The organism is Pseudomonas berkeleyensis (genome assembly GCF_014109765.1).
Lineage (GTDB): Bacteria > Pseudomonadota > Gammaproteobacteria > Pseudomonadales > Pseudomonadaceae > Aquipseudomonas > Aquipseudomonas berkeleyensis.
Window position 1 is genome coordinate 1,743,733 of sequence record NZ_CP059139.1, and the last position, 14,123, is coordinate 1,757,855.

Annotated in this window: 16 protein-coding genes; 6 read left to right on the forward strand and 10 right to left on the reverse strand. The window is 64.5% G+C overall.

Annotated features, from left to right (window positions below; all coding sequences use genetic code 11):
• Positions 1-49 precede the first annotated feature (49 nt).
• Positions 50-1,546 (reverse strand): CoA-acylating methylmalonate-semialdehyde dehydrogenase, encoded by a 1,497-nt coding sequence (locus tag HS968_RS08040; protein WP_182370904.1) that lies wholly within the window; start codon positions 1,544-1,546, stop codon positions 50-52.
• 125 nt (positions 1,547-1,671) lie between these two features.
• On the opposite strand from HS968_RS08040, the gene HS968_RS08045 reads away from it, so the two are divergent.
• The gene (locus HS968_RS08045) at positions 1,672-2,553 is read left to right on the forward strand and encodes an AraC family transcriptional regulator (RefSeq protein ID WP_182370905.1); all 882 of its coding nucleotides are present in this window, start codon (positions 1,672-1,674) and stop codon (positions 2,551-2,553) included.
• Positions 2,554-2,634: 81 nt separating this feature from the next.
• Here the strand turns inward: HS968_RS08045 and HS968_RS08050 are convergent, their stop codons facing one another.
• A complete protein-coding gene (locus HS968_RS08050) occupies positions 2,635-3,450 on the reverse strand; it encodes an HDOD domain-containing protein (protein WP_119693644.1) in 816 nt (271 codons plus the stop codon).
• A 147-nt stretch (positions 3,451-3,597) separates the two neighbouring features.
• Between HS968_RS08050 and ung the strand changes: the two genes are divergently transcribed.
• The 3 genes from ung to HS968_RS08065 all read left to right on the forward strand — a co-directional run bounded on the left by ung (position 3,598) and on the right by HS968_RS08065 (position 5,605).
• Positions 3,598-4,287, forward strand: a complete 690-nt coding sequence (gene ung, locus HS968_RS08055) for a uracil-DNA glycosylase (RefSeq protein WP_182370906.1) — start codon at positions 3,598-3,600, stop codon at positions 4,285-4,287.
• Positions 4,288-4,370: 83 nt separating this feature from the next.
• Positions 4,371-4,955 (forward strand): DJ-1/PfpI family protein, encoded by a 585-nt coding sequence (locus tag HS968_RS08060; RefSeq protein WP_182371588.1) that lies wholly within the window; start codon positions 4,371-4,373, stop codon positions 4,953-4,955.
• Between the two features lie 347 nt (positions 4,956-5,302).
• A complete protein-coding gene (locus HS968_RS08065) occupies positions 5,303-5,605 on the forward strand; it encodes a ribbon-helix-helix domain-containing protein (protein ID WP_119693647.1) in 303 nt (100 codons plus the stop codon).
• Here the strand turns inward: HS968_RS08065 and HS968_RS08070 are convergent.
• The 8 genes from HS968_RS08070 to HS968_RS08105 all read right to left on the reverse strand — a co-directional run bounded on the left by HS968_RS08070 (position 5,602) and on the right by HS968_RS08105 (position 12,535).
• The gene (locus HS968_RS08070; RefSeq protein WP_182370907.1) at positions 5,602-7,098 is read right to left on the reverse strand and encodes an ATP-binding protein; all 1,497 of its coding nucleotides are present in this window, start codon (positions 7,096-7,098) and stop codon (positions 5,602-5,604) included. The genes HS968_RS08065 and HS968_RS08070 overlap by 4 nt on opposite strands.
• A complete protein-coding gene (locus tag HS968_RS08075; protein ID WP_182370908.1) occupies positions 7,095-7,751 on the reverse strand; it encodes a response regulator transcription factor in 657 nt (218 codons plus the stop codon). Before HS968_RS08075 ends, HS968_RS08070 begins: the two co-directional genes overlap by 4 nt.
• 27 nt (positions 7,752-7,778) lie before the next feature.
• Complete coding sequence (locus HS968_RS08080) at positions 7,779-8,429, reverse strand: tetratricopeptide repeat protein (protein WP_182370909.1); 651 nt, start codon at positions 8,427-8,429, stop codon at positions 7,779-7,781.
• Between the two features lie 11 nt (positions 8,430-8,440).
• The gene (locus HS968_RS08085; protein ID WP_119693650.1) at positions 8,441-9,232 is read right to left on the reverse strand and encodes an SDR family oxidoreductase; all 792 of its coding nucleotides are present in this window, start codon (positions 9,230-9,232) and stop codon (positions 8,441-8,443) included.
• Between the two features lie 4 nt (positions 9,233-9,236).
• Positions 9,237-9,896, reverse strand: a complete 660-nt coding sequence (locus HS968_RS08090; RefSeq protein ID WP_119693651.1) for a TenA family transcriptional regulator — start codon at positions 9,894-9,896, stop codon at positions 9,237-9,239.
• Entirely contained in the window at positions 9,893-11,341 is a 1,449-nt protein-coding gene (locus HS968_RS08095) for an AMP-binding protein (RefSeq protein WP_119693652.1), read from the reverse strand. The genes HS968_RS08090 and HS968_RS08095 overlap by 4 nt, the downstream gene beginning before the upstream one ends.
• Complete coding sequence (locus HS968_RS08100) at positions 11,325-12,014, reverse strand: thermostable hemolysin (RefSeq protein WP_119693653.1); 690 nt, start codon at positions 12,012-12,014, stop codon at positions 11,325-11,327. Before HS968_RS08100 ends, HS968_RS08095 begins: the two co-directional genes overlap by 17 nt.
• A gap of 122 nt (positions 12,015-12,136) precedes the next feature.
• Positions 12,137-12,535 carry a nuclear transport factor 2 family protein gene (locus tag HS968_RS08105; RefSeq protein WP_182370910.1) on the reverse strand — a complete coding sequence of 133 codons (399 nt, stop codon included), beginning with the start codon at positions 12,533-12,535 and terminating at the stop codon, positions 12,137-12,139.
• 112 nt (positions 12,536-12,647) lie between these two features.
• On the opposite strand from HS968_RS08105, the gene HS968_RS08110 reads away from it, so the two are divergent.
• A complete protein-coding gene (locus HS968_RS08110; protein ID WP_182370911.1) occupies positions 12,648-13,238 on the forward strand; it encodes a GNAT family N-acetyltransferase in 591 nt (196 codons plus the stop codon).
• Positions 13,235-14,119: a carbon-nitrogen hydrolase family protein gene (locus HS968_RS08115; RefSeq protein ID WP_182370912.1), complete on the forward strand. Its 885-nt coding sequence runs from the start codon at positions 13,235-13,237 to the stop codon at positions 14,117-14,119. The genes HS968_RS08110 and HS968_RS08115 overlap by 4 nt, the downstream gene beginning before the upstream one ends.
• The last annotated feature ends 4 nt before the right edge of the window (positions 14,120-14,123 follow it).

The following is a 14,123-nucleotide window of genomic DNA, read 5'->3' on the forward strand; positions in this document are numbered from 1 at the left end:
GCTTGTCTGGCTTGCGTGATCGTCTATTGGTCTAAGGGTTATCCCGTTCTCATTTCAACTGGATAGTCATGTTCGGCCCGGCCTCCAGTGGCGTGTCGTCGAACCAGCGACTGGTGACCGTCTTGGTCTCGGTATAGAAACGCACCGCCTGTTTGCCGTAGGCGTGCAGGTCACCGTAGAACGAGCCTTTCCAGCCGGTGAAGGAGAAGAACGGCAGCGGCACGGGGATCGGTACGTTGATGCCCACCTGGCCGACTTCAATCGCATGCTGGAAGTGCCGCGCAGCGCCGCCGGAGCGGGTGAACAGGCTGGTGCCGTTGCCGTAGGGGCTGGCGTTGACCAGTGCGATGGCCTCTTCCAGGCTGTCCACCTCCATGCACACCAGCACCGGGCCGAAGATTTCCTCGCGGTACAGACTCATCTTCGTCGTCACCCCGCGGAACAGGGTCGGGCCAACCCAATTGCCATGCGGGTAACCCTCGACCGTGCACTGTGAACCATCGAGCAGACACTCGGCGCCTTCGGCCTTGCCTTCGTCGATCAGGCGCAACACGCGCTGGCGCGCCTGCTGGCTGATCAGCGGGCCGTAGGCGGCACCACTGTCCTGCCAGTGGCCGGGGCGCAGTGCGGCCATCTGCTCGGCCAATTCGTCGATCCACTGTTTCGACTCGCCGACGAACACCGCGACGCTGATCGCCATGCAGCGTTGCCCGGCCGCGCCGCAACTGGCGCCGAGCAGGTTGCTGATGACCTGATCCTTGGGCGCGTCCGGCATGATCACCATATGGTTCTTGGCCCCGGCGAAGGTCTGTACGCGCTTCAGGTGCTGGGTGCCGGTGCGGTAAACATGCTGGCCCACCGTTACCGATCCGACGAAGGACACCGCGCGCACGGCCGGGTGCACCAGCAACGCATCGACCTGCTCGCGGCCGCCATGCAGCACCTGCAACACGCCAGCCGGCGCACCGGCTTCGATGAACAGCTCGGCCAGGCGATTGGGCGTCAGCGGATCCTGCTCCGACGGCTTGAGGATGAAGGTGTTGCCGCAGGCGATGGCCAGCGGAAACATCCACAGCGGAATCATCGCCGGGAAATTGAACGGGGTGATGCCGACGCACACGCCTAGTGGCTGGATCCAGCTGGCGGTGTCGATCTCGCGGGCAACGTTTTCCACCGTCTCGCCCATCATCAGGCTGGCGATGTTGGCGGCGTGCTCGGCCACTTCGATGCCGCGCCAGACGTCGCCCTTGGCGTCGGCGAAGGTCTTGCCGGTTTCCTGGGCGAGGATTTCCGCCAGCTCGTCATGATGTTCCTTGAGCAGGTGCTGGTAGCGCAGCATCAGGCGGGCACGTTCCGATACCGGCACCTCGCGCCAGGCAAGGAAGGCTTTCTGCGCACTGGCCACTGCCGCCTCGATTTCCTCGGCGGTGGCCTTGGGAGCGAGGGCGATCACCTCCTGGGTGGCCGGGTCGGTGACTTCGATCAGCTCATGCGCCTGGCTGGTTTGCCATTGGCCGTCGATCAGTTGCGGCAGGGTACGGGGCATGCTCACCTCCTGTTGTTCTTGTATGGGCTCTTTATAGCCACTCGCTACCCGTTTGTGGATTGACGATCTTGGTCTTGGGATGGACGATCTTGTGATTCGATTCACTGTGTTAGGGGATAAGGCTCATGGGCTTGCGCGTGGAGACTTCCAATTGGCCGCTGCCACTTGGCGGGCAGCGCTTCATCACGCCGCCGCGTTTGCGTCGCCTGCTGGCTCGCCATCCGCTGAGCATGGGCTGCTATCCATTGGCCATCGGCTTTTATCCGGATGCGGTCGAGCACCAGATGCGTCGTGCGCAGCCCGACGACCATCTATTGATCTATTGCCGCTCCGGCCAGGGTTGGCTGGAAACGGCGGATGGACGATTCGAGGTCGCTGCCGGCGATCTACTGCTGTTGCCCAAGGACGTCGCGCATGCCTATGGCGCCGATGCGAAAAGCCCCTGGACGATCTACTGGGTGCACTTCGACGGTAGCCTCAGCGAGGACTTCCTGGGCCTGCTGGGTACGCAGGCGTTGCGGCGCATTGGTGTGCAACCCCGATTGCTCGGCGACTTCGAGGCGTTATTGGGCTTGCAGCGTCAGAGCCTCAACGCCTTGCCCTTCATCCATGCCGCGCACCGTTTGCAGGCGATGCTCAGCTCCCTGGCGGTGCTGCCGGCACGGGTCAACCTCAAGTCAGGACGGGTGCTGGATATCGAGGCGGTGCAGGCGGTGATGCGCGAGCATCTGCACGATAGCCTCAACCTTGATGAACTGGCCGCCCAGTTCAAACTGTCGCGCTTTCATTTCGCCAAGACCTACCGTGCGCTGACCGGTCATGCGCCGATCCAGGATTTCATCCAGTTGAAGATGGCCCTGGCCTGCCGCCTGCTCGACCGTGGCGATATGGAGGTGCGCCAGGTGGCCGAGCAACTGGGCTACGACGACCCCTATTACTTCTCGCGGCTGTTTCGCAAGGTGGTGGGCATGGCGCCCAGTCACTACCGGGCGTTGCACCAGGGGTAGGGTGCGCCATGCGCACCGCTCGGAGCGCGATTCGAAGACGGTGCGCGCGGCGCACCCTACGTCGGCGGGAACCGGAGGCCCTCAGGCCAGCATGCGCAGCCACAGTTGCTGCTCGTCCTGCAGCGCCTCGCTCAGGTCGGCCAATGGTTGTTCAAGACCCAGGCGGCGCTGCGCGGGTAGTGGCTCGGGTAGGTTCGCCGGTTGTATCTGCAGCGCGCTGGCCAGCAGTACCAGATCGGTCAGATCGGCTTCGCCGCCGTGATCGTGCAGCCATTTGTTACGTTGCCTGGCGCATTCGATCAGTGAGGTCGGCACCTGCCAGCGGGTCAGCACCAGGGCGCCAATATCGCCGGACAGGTAGTCGCAAAGACCATCCAGCGACTGTGCGTCACGCGGAAAGTCCGGCCAGTGCTCCAGCTCCGCCAATAGCGGCAGGCTGCCGATGTCCTGCAACAGACCCGCGAGCATGGCGTCGTCGAGCGATTGATCGCAGCGTTGTGCCAGCACGGCGCAGAACGCTGCCCGTTCGCGTGCCTTGCGCCAGCGCTGACGAAACACCTGCTGCAAGGCCTTTTCCTGGCTGATGAACAGATTGCGTGCGGCAAAGCCCAGCACCAGCGTGCCGAGCTGGCGGGTGCCGAGGCGGGCGAGCAGGTCGCGCATCGAGACGCACGGACGGGCGCCGCGAATCAGCGGGCTCTCGGCGAACTGCATGAGGTAGGCCGATAGCGGTGGGTCGCTGTTGATCACGCGTGCCAGTTGCTCCAGCGAGGTACGCGGGTCTTCCAGCAGTTGGCGGATGCGCATGGCCGCTTCCGGCATTTGCGGCACCTTGGCCTGTCCTTTGAGAAAGCGGGTGAGCAGGGCGAAGCGAATGGCTTCGGGGGACAACGACATGATGGCGGGGACTTCCGTAGAACCGCAGCGGCGTACTGAAATCCTAGCAGAGCCTTTGCCGAAAGCCGATGCAGAGCTGTCGCCTTGACTTGCCCGGCACCCTTCTCTAGCGTGCCAGCACTTGTTTTGAGCCAGCAGGAAAACCGCATGACCGAAGATCGCATCAAACTCGAAGCCAGCTGGAAGCACGCGCTGCGCGAGGAGTTCGACAAGCCTTACATGAGCGAGCTGCGTGAGTTCCTGCGTGCGGAAAAGGCTGCCGGCAAGGAGATTTACCCGCCGGGCCCGCTGATCTTCAATGCGCTCAACTCCACGCCGCTGGATCAGGTGAAGGTGGTGATCATCGGCCAAGATCCTTACCACGGCCCCGGTCAGGCCCATGGCCTGTGTTTCTCGGTGCAGCCTGGCGTGCAGACGCCGCCGTCGCTGGTGAACATCTACAAGGAGCTCAAGCGCGACCTGAACATCGATATCCCGTCGCATGGCTACCTGCAAAGCTGGGCCGACCAGGGCGTATTGCTGCTCAATACCTCGTTGACCGTCGAGCGCGCCAATGCTGGTTCGCACGCGGGCAAGGGCTGGCAGTTCTTCACCGACCGGGTGATCGAAGTGGTCAGCGAACATCAGCCCAAGTTGGTGTTCCTGCTCTGGGGCAGCCATGCGCAGAGCAAGCAGCGCCTGATCGATCCGACTAAGCATCTGGTGTTGCGCTCGCCACACCCGTCGCCGCTGTCGGCGCACCGTGGCTTCATCGGCAATGGCCATTTCAGCCGCTGCAACCAGTTCCTGGTGCAGAACGGCATGGCCCCCATCGAATGGCAGGTGCCGGCGCTGTAAGCCTGCAACGTAGTACCCGGTTGTTACCTGAGGGTGGGCAGGGCGGCGAATAATGATTTCGCTCCACCCACCTTCAGGAGACGATCATGGCTGCCAAGAAGATTCTCATGCTGGTCGGCGACTACGCCGAAGATTACGAAACCATGGTGCCGTTCCAGGCACTGTTGATGGTCGGTCACACGGTGCATGCGGTGTGTCCGGGCAAGACCGCCGGACAGACGGTGCGTACCGCCATTCACGATTTCGAGGGCGACCAGACCTACAGCGAGAAGCCGGGGCACAACTTCGCCCTGAACTTCGACTTCGCCAAGGTGCGTGCTGACGACTACGACGCCTTGCTGGTACCCGGTGGCCGCGCCCCGGAGTATCTGCGCCTGAATGCCGAGGTGGTCGCTCTGGTCAAAGCCTTCGCCCAGGCTGACAAACTCATTGCTGCGGTCTGCCACGGCCCGCAACTGCTGGCTGCTGCCGGCATTTTGCAAGGCCGCGAGTGCAGTGCTTACCCGGCCTGTGCGCCGGAGGTGGGGCTGGCGGGCGGCACTTATGTGGAGATCCCGGTGGATCAGGCGCATGTGCAGGGCAATCTGGTCACCGCACCGGCATGGCCTGCGCACCCGGCCTGGTTGGCTGCGTTTCTCAAGGTGCTCGGCACGGAAATCCGTTTGTAAGCAGGTGTAGCCCGGGTGCAATCCTCGGCGCATCATGCAGCAGGTTTCCCGGATTGCATCCGGGCTACGCGCTAACTGCGCCGGGTTATGACGCGGGCAAGACGTAGGGCGGGTGCAACCCGCCAGTCCGCATGCGGCGGGTTGCACCCGCCCTACCGTTCAGAACCTGTTCACGATCTCGCGAGCTAGAGCCATACAAGGCAAAAACAGGCGAGGAACGGTCGGAGTCGCGCTCGACTTTACGAGCTGTAAATGAGCATTCCGACCGGGCTGGCGCTCCAGCCTGTTTTTAACGCAGTAGGGCCGACGCGCAGCAGATCGTGAACAGGTTCTCAGGAGCACGACCAATGTGCGAACTATATGTAAAGGCCGACCCCATCCTCTATGAGTCCCGCTCGCGCTCGCTGCGTATCCGCGGCGTGGTGACCACCTTGCGCCTGGAGAACCAGTTCTGGGACATCCTGCGTGAGATCGCCGAAGTCGACGGCATGACCACCAACCAGCTGATCACCAAGTTGTACGAAGAGGTGATGGATTTTCGCGGCGAAGTGGTCAACTTCGCCTCCTTCCTGCGCGTCAGCTGCACCCGTTACCTGGCGCAGAAGGCCGGGCGTCAGGTGCCACTGCGTGTGGTCGGTGCTGCGGGTTAGGCGCTGTGCTCGATGGCAGCGCGCTGGCGCGGCAGCCTGACGCTGACGCGCAGGCCGCCCAGCGGCGAGTCGTCTAGGGCGATGCTGCCCTGATGCAACTCCACCACGCGGCGCACGATGGACAGGCCGAGCCCTGCACCCTGGCCTTCGCCGATACGGAAGAAGCGCTCGAACAGCCGCTCGCGCAGTTCTGCAGGCACGCCGGGGCCGCTGTCGTGCACCTGCAGCACCAGGTCATGGGCATTGGCCAGCAAGTGCACCTGGATGCAGCCGCCAGCCGGGGTGTACTGCACAGCATTGCTCACCAGGTTCTGCAGCAGAATGCCCAGGCTCGGGGCATCGGCTGGTAGCTGATAGTCGGCGGGCTCCTGGGCGTCGAGAATCAGTTCTTGCTGGCGATTGAGCGCCAGTGGCGTCAGCTCGGCCAGTTCACTGCGCAGGAAGGCCAGCAGGTCGATGTCGCTCATGTTCAGGCGCACGCCATTGGGATCCAGCCGCGCCAGGGTCAGCAGTTGCGCGACCACACGGGTCGCGCGGTCGACACCGCTACCCAACTGTTTCAGCGCCCCTTCGCGGTCGCTTGCGTCTGGCGCTTCCAGTGCGTTCTGGGCGTGAATACGCAGCACCGCCAAGGGCGTGCGCAATTCGTGGGCAGCATCGGCGATAAAGCGTTTTTCCTGTTCCAGCAGCTGGTTGACCTGCATCAGCAGGCGATTGAGCGCGGCTGCCATCGGTTCCAGTTCATTGGGTAATGGCGGGAAGACCAGCGGCGCCAGGTTGTCCGGGGCGCGGCCGCGAATGGCATCGGCCATGCGCTTGAGCGGATACAAACCCCAGCCCACGGTCAGCCACAACAACAGACCGACAATGGGCAGGCCGATCAGCAGCGGCTGCAGGCTGCGTTTGGCGATCTTGTCGATCAGCTCGCCGCGCACGTCCTCGCGCTCGCCGGCCAGCACCCAGTGGTAATCGCGGCTGTCATGCAGCACGAACACGCGCCAGTTATGCTCGCCGATGGTCAGGGTGTGGTAGCCGATCAGGTAGCGGGCCAGTTGTGCCAGGCGCTGCTGCATCGGCTGGTCGTTGTCCGGCAATACCAGGCCGAGCTGCTTGATCATGTCGTTGAGCAGCCCCGGCGGGGCGCTGGCCGACTGGAACAGCAACTCACCATCGTCGTCGAGCATCTGGAAGGCCAGCTTGCCTTCGTATTCGTGGCCGAGCAGGTTGTCCGGGTTGCGCGAGCTGTGCAGCAGCAGCGCTTCGTCGAGCACCGCCTGCATCTCGCGGCGTTCGGTCTCGCTGAGGTCGTGGCGTACCAGCCCCATGAGCAGGCGCGCGGTCTGCGACAGCTGGGCGTCGAACAGCTCGCGTACTTCATGCACCGAGTCGTTGTAGATCTTGTGACTGATCAGCCCGAAGCTGCCGGCAACCAGCAGCAGGAGCAGGGCGAGCAGACGGGTGCGGATGGAGCCGAAGGTTTTCAGCAACCTCATTTGTCCACCAGATAACCGACGCCGCGCACGGTGCGGATCAGCTCCGGGAAGAATTTCTTGCGCAGGTGGTGCACGTGCACTTCCAGGGCGTTGCTCTCCACTTCCTCGTCCCAGCCATAGAGCGCCTGTTGCAGTTTGTCGCGAGTCAGTACGCGACCGGGCTGGATCAGCAGCTCGTGCAGCAAGAGGAACTCCTTGCGCGGCAGGTTGATGGTCTGGCCCTGGTATTCGACCACCTGGCTGGCTGGGTCTAGGCTGATACCGCGGTACTCCAGCGCCGGTTGCGGGCGCTGGAAACTGCGGCGCAGCAAGGCGCGCAGACGCGCCTTGAGTTCGGCCACGTCGAAGGGCTTGATCAGGTAGTCGTCGGCGCCGGCATCGAGCCCGGCGATGCGGTCGCTGGTTGCGTCACGGGCGGTGAGTACCAGCACCGGCACCGGGTTGGCATTGGTGCGTAGGTGCTTGAGCACCTGCAGGCCATCCATGCGCGGCAGGCCGAGGTCGAGAATGGCCAGCTCGAAGCTCTCGTGGCTCAGGGCATGCAGCGCGCTGGCGCCATCCTGCAGCCAGTCCACGGTGTAGCCTTCGGGTTTCAGCGCGGTGCGAATGCCTTCGCCCAGGGCCTGGTCGTCTTCGACGAGAAGAATGCGCATGGCAACTCCTGTAGGGGTGCGTCCGAGTTACTGGAGTTTACTCTCGACTTGCCGCAAAAGCGCTGTGGCTTCTGCGCGGCGGCCCTTGTCGGCCAGTTCACGGCCGGGGCGATCCTTGGCGGCCAGGGCTTTCTCCAGTGCGGCGCGGGATTCCTCGTAGCGTTTCTGCCGTTGCAGGTAGTCGCCGTAGAAGTAGTTGGGGTCGAGGCCTTCCGGGTTGATCGCCAGTGCCTGCTGGAGCATCTGCTCGGCCTTCTCGTCATCGCCGAAGCCGATCGGCCAGCCCGGTACCTGATAGTACAGGCTGCCGAGGCTGGTGTAGGCCGAACCGGCCAGGGCTTGCGGGTCGATGGCCAGCGCCTGTTCCAGGCTGGCCTTGGCCTCCTTGACCAGGCCCAGAGCGCCGAGGCCACCCTTGGCGCCGGCCTGGGTGCTGAGGATGATGCCGCGCCAGATCAGCAGCTCGGGGGCCTTGGGCTCGCTGGCCAGTGCCGCGTCGGCCTGGGTGACGAGCTTGGCGAAGGCTTCCTCGCGCTGTTTCTCCGGCGTCTGGTAGTTGATCTCTGCCCAGCGTGTCTGCAACTGGTGCAATTGCGCCTCGCCTCCTTCACTGAGGGCAAAGGCGGGCAGGGCGGCGAAGCCGAGTGCAGTGATTATCAGGGTACGAAACAGGTTCACGGGCAATCTCCTCAGTGCTTGTGGCGGGCAAAGCGTTGAATGATCGGCAACTGCTTGCGCAGGGCCTGGTCGACCACGCGTGGCAGTAGGCCGTTGAGGCGCACGAACAGGCGTTCCGGCCAGCCCAGGTAGCGTTCCTCCTGCTCGTGGCGGATGGCTTGCAGCAACTCGGCGGCCACCTGCTCCGGGTCGTCCATGGCCACGCCCAGTTCGTCGTTCATCGCCACCACGCTGGGGGCGTTCATCGGCGTACGAGTGGCACGTGGCGCGAAGTAGAGGACGCGCACGTTGGTGTCGGCCAGCTCGCGACGCAGCGCTTCGGAGAAACCGCGCAGGGCGAACTTGCTGGCGCAGTAGGCCGTGAAGCCTGGGTAGCCGATGGTGCCGAAGGTGGAGCCGACGTTGATCACCAGTGCGCGGTGTTGGGCGCGCAGCAGCGGCAGCAGGCGTTGGGTCAACTGCAGCGTGGCGGTGACGTTGAGGCCGATCAGTTCGGCGATCTGCTGCTCGTCCTGCTGGTCGAGCAGGCCGAAGCGGTTGACCCCGGCGGCATTGATCAGGCAGTTCAGCCCGCCGAAGTTCTGCGCGGCGGCGACCAGGGCATCACGCCCGGCGCGGGTACCGATATCGGCCTGCACCAGTTGCACGTGCTGGGGGAAGCGCTGCAGCAGCGGCTGCAGGGGCTCCAGGCGACGGCCCACCAGCAGCAGGTGCGCGCCTTCACTGGCCAGACGATGCGCCAGTGCCAGGCCAATACCGCCGCTGGCGCCGGTAAGCAGGACACGGCAATCCGTTGGTTGCATGACCTTACTCCTCGCCCGACAGCGGCAGGCTGCGGAACATGTCGCCATACAGGCGGTAGACCACTTTGGCGGTGTGCACCACGGCAGCCTTGTCGTCATCGTTGTCCAGGCGGTTCATCAGTTTCTTGAAGAACTCGATGTGCTCCAGATCCAGGCTGCCGTGGGAGTTGAGGTAGCTGAAGGCCTTGTTCGGCAACTGCAGCTTGTCCTGGATGATGCCGGCGGCCTGGGTGGCCAGGGCGATGCTGGTGCCTTCGAGCACGTTGACCATGCCGAAGAAACTCACCGGGTTGTGCCGGGCGATGCGGTCGTAGACGTAGGCCACCATCAGCTCGGTGGGCAGGTGCGGGGTGCCATGGCGCACCGCTTCCTTATCGGCACCACAGGCGGCGATATCGTTGAGTACCCATTCCTGGTGGCCGGTTTCTTCCTCGATGTACTCGGCGATGGCTTCGCGCAGCCATTCCAGGCGTTCCGGCAGGCGTGCGCCACAGGCCATCAGCAGCGGCACGGTGTGCTTGACGTGGTGATAGGCCTCGGTGAGGAAGGCGATATAGCTGCGCAGGGCGACCTGGCCGGTCATGGCCTGGCGGATGATCGGCGCACCGAGCAGGTAGTCGCGCTCGGCTTGGGTCTGGGCCAGCAGGGATTCGTAGAAGCTCATGCGTGTACTCCTTCTGCCATCAGCTCAGCGATGGCGCTTTGGTAATGATTGAACAGGGCGGCGCGGCGCAGGCGACCGTTGGCCGTGGCCAGGTCGTTGCCTGCACTGAACGGGGCATCGGCGCGCAGCCAGTGGTGCACGCGGGCGTAATCCGGCAGCCCTTGGTTGACGGCGTCCACGGCTGCCTGCAATTGCGCGTCCGGGGTATTGGCGAAGCGCGGCACCAGCACAGCGACGTTGGCCGGCAGCGCTTCGCCATGCAGCCAGGCCTGGGCGATGGGCAGCTGTTGCACCAGCTCGGACTCGACCCATTCCGGGTTGACGTTGCGCCCGTAGGCGGTGATGAACTGATGTTTCTTGCGCCCGTGCAGTACCAGGAAACCTTGCTCGAAGTGACCCAGGTCGCCGGTGCCCAGCCACTCGCCTTGCGGCGCTGGCTCACCGAGGTAACCGAGCATGCGCGCGCCCTTGACCCGTACCTCGCCGTCATCCGCCAGTGTCACCTGCAGGTGGCCGAGCGGTTTGCCGGTGCTGCCGATACGGCGTTGCTCGGGTGTGTTCAGGCACACCACCGACGCGCATTCGGACAGGCCGTAGCCCTCGAAGATGGGCAGGCCGAGGGCATCGGCGCGCTCCAGCAACTGCGCGGAAACCCGGCCGCCACCGACGGCGACGAAACGCAATGAACTGGGCAGTGGCAATTTGCGTTCGCCGGCGCTGACCAGGGCCAGCAGCAATTGCGGCAGCAGGATCAGGCTGTGCGGCTGAGCTACATGCAGCGCCTGGAGAAAACGCGCCAGGTCGAAACCACTGGCGCCGGTCAGGCCGATCTGCGCCATGGGCATCAGTTCCACCCGCGCACCGGCCAGCAGTGGTGCGTAGACGCCGGCGATGTTCTCCAGCAGGGTCGCCAGTGGCAGGATGCACAGGTGCCGCTGCACCTCGCGGCTGGCGCTGGCCTTGAGCAGGCTGTCGGCCACCGCCAGTTGTGTGTCCAGATCCAGGCACACGCCCTTGGGCTGGCCGGTGGTGCCGGAGGTGTAGGTGATCTTGCAGGTATTGGCATGCAATGCGGCAGGGCGTGCCACCGTGCGGCGATGAATATCGGCTTCCACGTTGGCGAAACCGGGAGCACCGTTGCCGATCAGGCAGTCGATACCGGCACTGTCTAGTACGTGGCGCTGCTGGTCGGCGGAAAAGAACGCCGGCACCGGCACGCAGACCAGGCCGGCATGCAACGCCGCCAGATCCCACAGTACCCAGTCGATACCGTTATCCATGGCCAATGCCACGCGATGGGCGCCAAGGGCGCGCAGGTGCCTGCCGCGCGCTGCGACCGCGCCGAGCAGCTCGGCATAAGTCAGTGTGCGCTCGCCCTCGGCCAGTGCGACCTGTGGGCCGAACTCGGCCAGACGAGCGAAGAAGGACTCAGCTGCAGACCACATTGGGCATGTCCTCCAGGGCATAGAGCGGTTGATGACCGAGGCGCGGATAGGCGCCCAGCTGCAGCAGACGCTGATGTCCGCCGTGGATGTCGCCGGCCATGACCAGCGGACGGTTGTCGTAGTAGCTGCCCCAGTCGGCCAGCTCCTCGCCCATGCGCGCCGGATCGGCTTCACCGAGGGCGATGGGCGTCAGGCCCAGGCGCTGGAAGCTGTTGAGCAGGGTCGGCGTGCCGGTGAAGGTGACCCAGCGAAAGCCCAGGGCCACCAGCAGGTCGGTCAGGGCGACGATCAGCAGGCGTGCTGCGCCGGGGCTGTCGGCGGCCAGGTTGCCGACCTCCACCAGTTCGCCACGGCCGGGTTCGGTATTGCCCAGGCGCGACCCGATGGCGGTCTGGATCGGTTCGTCCAGGTAACGCTCGAGGAACAGAGGGCCACTGTTGCCGCTGCGCACGCCTACCGCGCCAAGCAACTGCCCGGTCTGGTTTTCCAGGCCGAACAGGCAGGGCATGAAGTGACGGATGCGTGCGCCGTGCTGCAGTTCGAAGCGCTGGCGGATGAACTGCTCCAGGGCCGCGCGACGTGCGCTGCCGGGGGACGCCAGGTGGAGTTCGTAGCTATCGCCGCGCCCGATACGGGCAACGGGACGATCGTGATGCGCCCAGGGTAGTTCCATGCTCGGAACCTCGGTGATGAACCTGGGGCCAATTGTGTGAGGGGTTGGCTTAACGCTGTATTAAGCCTTTGCAGAATGTTTCGGGCGCCTTCTGGCTGGGCGCCCTGTGCGGTGCGTGCCTCTCAGCCGACCTGCGCGATCCAGTCATTGAGGTTGTAGTAGTTGCTGATGCGCGCGACCTTGCCGTTGCTGATCTCGAAGAAGGCGCCGGCCGGCAGCACGTAGGTCTGGCCGTTGGCCGGTGGCAGGCCTTCGTCGTCGGCCAGGTATTCGCCGTGTACCACGAACTCGGCGGCAGCGCGGTCGCCGTCAGCGTTCTGCATCACCACGATGTCGGTCAGGCGTTCGCGGTAGCAGCGGTTCATCTTGTCCATGAAGGCGGCGAAGGTGGCCTTGCCGACTTGGCGTTCGCCCTGGTTGATGTCGTGCACCACGTCCTCGGCCAGCAGGTCGAGGAAGGCGGGCATGTCGCTGGCGTTGAAGGCGGCGTAGTAGGCCTGTACCAGTTCGGTGGCGGTCATGGCTAAGTTCCTTTCGTAGCGTGGTTAGTGGTTTGCTGGCGGGCATGATAAGTTCGCCGCTTCCCGCCGGCATAGCCGTCGGCGTCACCCTGCTGTTGGCCAACGACTGCGCATGGACATTCAGTTGCTCCACGGGGCCGAGATCGCGCCCCATATCGACGACCTGGCGCGCCTGCGTATCCAGGTGTTCCGTGAGTTCCCCTACCTCTACGACGGCAACCTCGACTACGAGGCCGAGTACCTGGCCACCTACGTACGCAGTGCGGCTAGCCTGTGCGTGCTGGTACGTGACGAAGGGCGGGTGGTCGGTGCCTCCACGGCGTTGCCGCTGGTCGATGAAACTCAGGAATTCCAGCAGCCGTTCATTGCCGCGGGTTGGAACCCGGCGCGGATCTTCTACTGCGCCGAGTCGGTGGTGTTGCCAGCCTGGCGCGGGCGTGGCCTGGGCGTGCGCTTCTTCGTCGAGCGCGAGGCTCATGCACGTGAGCTGGGCCGTTTCGACTGGTGCGCCTTCTGCGCCGTGCAGCGCCCGGCCGATCACCCGCGCCGGCCAACCGACTACCAGCCACTGGACGCGTTCTGGACGCGGCGTGGCTATCGCCATCACCCCGAATTGCACACCCATTACTACTGGCGCGACCTGGACGAAGCCGAGGAATCGGCCAAACCCATGTCGTTCTGGTTGAAGGAGCTCGCTTCATGATCAAGGTCGCCGCCTGCCAATATCACATCGATCTGTTCGCCACCTGGGACGCCTATGCCGAGCACCTGACGGCGTTGTGCGAGGAAGCGGCCGGGCAAGGTGCCGAACTGTTGCTGCTGCCGGAATACGCCGGCCTGGTGCTGACCGGCCAGTTGCCGGAAGCCGAGCGCGGCGATCTGCACGGCTCCATCGCCGGTATCCAGTCGCTGCTGCCACGCTGGCTGGCGTTGTGCGAGAGTCTGGCGCGGCGGCTGAAAATCTACCTGCAACCCGGTTCGGTAGCCGTGCTGGACGACGATGGCATCTACCGCAACCGTGCCTGGCTGTTCGGCCCGGAAGGCTGCCTGGGCAGTCAGGACAAGCTGATCATGACCCGCTTCGAAGTGGAGCAGTGGCACATTGCAGCGGGCAACGGGCTGAAGGTGTTCGATACGGCACTGGGCAAGCTGGGCATTCTGATCTGCTACGACAACGAGTTTCCGCTGCTGGCGCATACCCTGGCCGAAGCCGGTGTCGATCTGATCCTCGCACCCAGTTGCACCGATACCGTGGCCGGTTTTCACCGCGTGCGTATCGGCGCGCAGGCCCGTGCGCTGGAGAACCAGATCGCCGTGCTGCATTCGCCCACTGTCGGCCTGGCGCCCTGGTCGCCGTCGCTCGACGAAGGTTATGGCCGCGCCTCGCTGTACGTGCCATCGGACTACGGCATGCCGGCCAGCGGCATCGTCGCCGAGAGCGAGGAGCTGTGCCCCACGCGCAGCCACTGGCTGATCTGCGAGCTGGATCTGGATGAAGTGCGCCGTGTGCGCGAGCAGGGCCAGGTATTCACTCGGCGCGATTGGCCGCGGCAGTTCGACGACGGCCGGCTGGTGCTACGTTGACCGT

Bases quoted from the DNA above. Each gene is read 5' to 3' on its own strand.
- HS968_RS08105 (WP_182370910.1), bottom strand. From the start codon at position 12,535: ATGACCGCCACCGAACTGGTACAGGCCTACTACGCCGCCTTCAACGCC.
- HS968_RS08050 (WP_119693644.1), bottom strand. From the start codon at position 3,450: ATGTCGTTGTCCCCCGAAGCCATTCGCTTCGCCCTGCTCACCCGCTTT.
- HS968_RS08090 (WP_119693651.1), bottom strand. From the start codon at position 9,896: ATGAGCTTCTACGAATCCCTGCTGGCCCAGACCCAAGCCGAGCGCGAC.
- HS968_RS08075 (WP_182370908.1), bottom strand. From the start codon at position 7,751: ATGCGCATTCTTCTCGTCGAAGACGACCAGGCCCTGGGCGAAGGCATT.
- HS968_RS08100 (WP_119693653.1), bottom strand. From the start codon at position 12,014: ATGGAACTACCCTGGGCGCATCACGATCGTCCCGTTGCCCGTATCGGG.
- HS968_RS08045 (WP_182370905.1), top strand. From the start codon at position 1,672: ATGGGCTTGCGCGTGGAGACTTCCAATTGGCCGCTGCCACTTGGCGGG.
- HS968_RS08040 (WP_182370904.1), bottom strand. From the start codon at position 1,546: ATGCCCCGTACCCTGCCGCAACTGATCGACGGCCAATGGCAAACCAGC.
- HS968_RS08070 (WP_182370907.1), bottom strand. From the start codon at position 7,098: ATGAGGTTGCTGAAAACCTTCGGCTCCATCCGCACCCGTCTGCTCGCC.
- HS968_RS08110 (WP_182370911.1), top strand. From the start codon at position 12,648: ATGGACATTCAGTTGCTCCACGGGGCCGAGATCGCGCCCCATATCGAC.
- HS968_RS08085 (WP_119693650.1), bottom strand. From the start codon at position 9,232: ATGCAACCAACGGATTGCCGTGTCCTGCTTACCGGCGCCAGCGGCGGT.
- HS968_RS08115 (WP_182370912.1), top strand. From the start codon at position 13,235: ATGATCAAGGTCGCCGCCTGCCAATATCACATCGATCTGTTCGCCACC.
- HS968_RS08065 (WP_119693647.1), top strand. From the start codon at position 5,303: ATGTGCGAACTATATGTAAAGGCCGACCCCATCCTCTATGAGTCCCGC.
- ung (WP_182370906.1), top strand. From the start codon at position 3,598: ATGACCGAAGATCGCATCAAACTCGAAGCCAGCTGGAAGCACGCGCTG.
- HS968_RS08095 (WP_119693652.1), bottom strand. From the start codon at position 11,341: ATGTGGTCTGCAGCTGAGTCCTTCTTCGCTCGTCTGGCCGAGTTCGGC.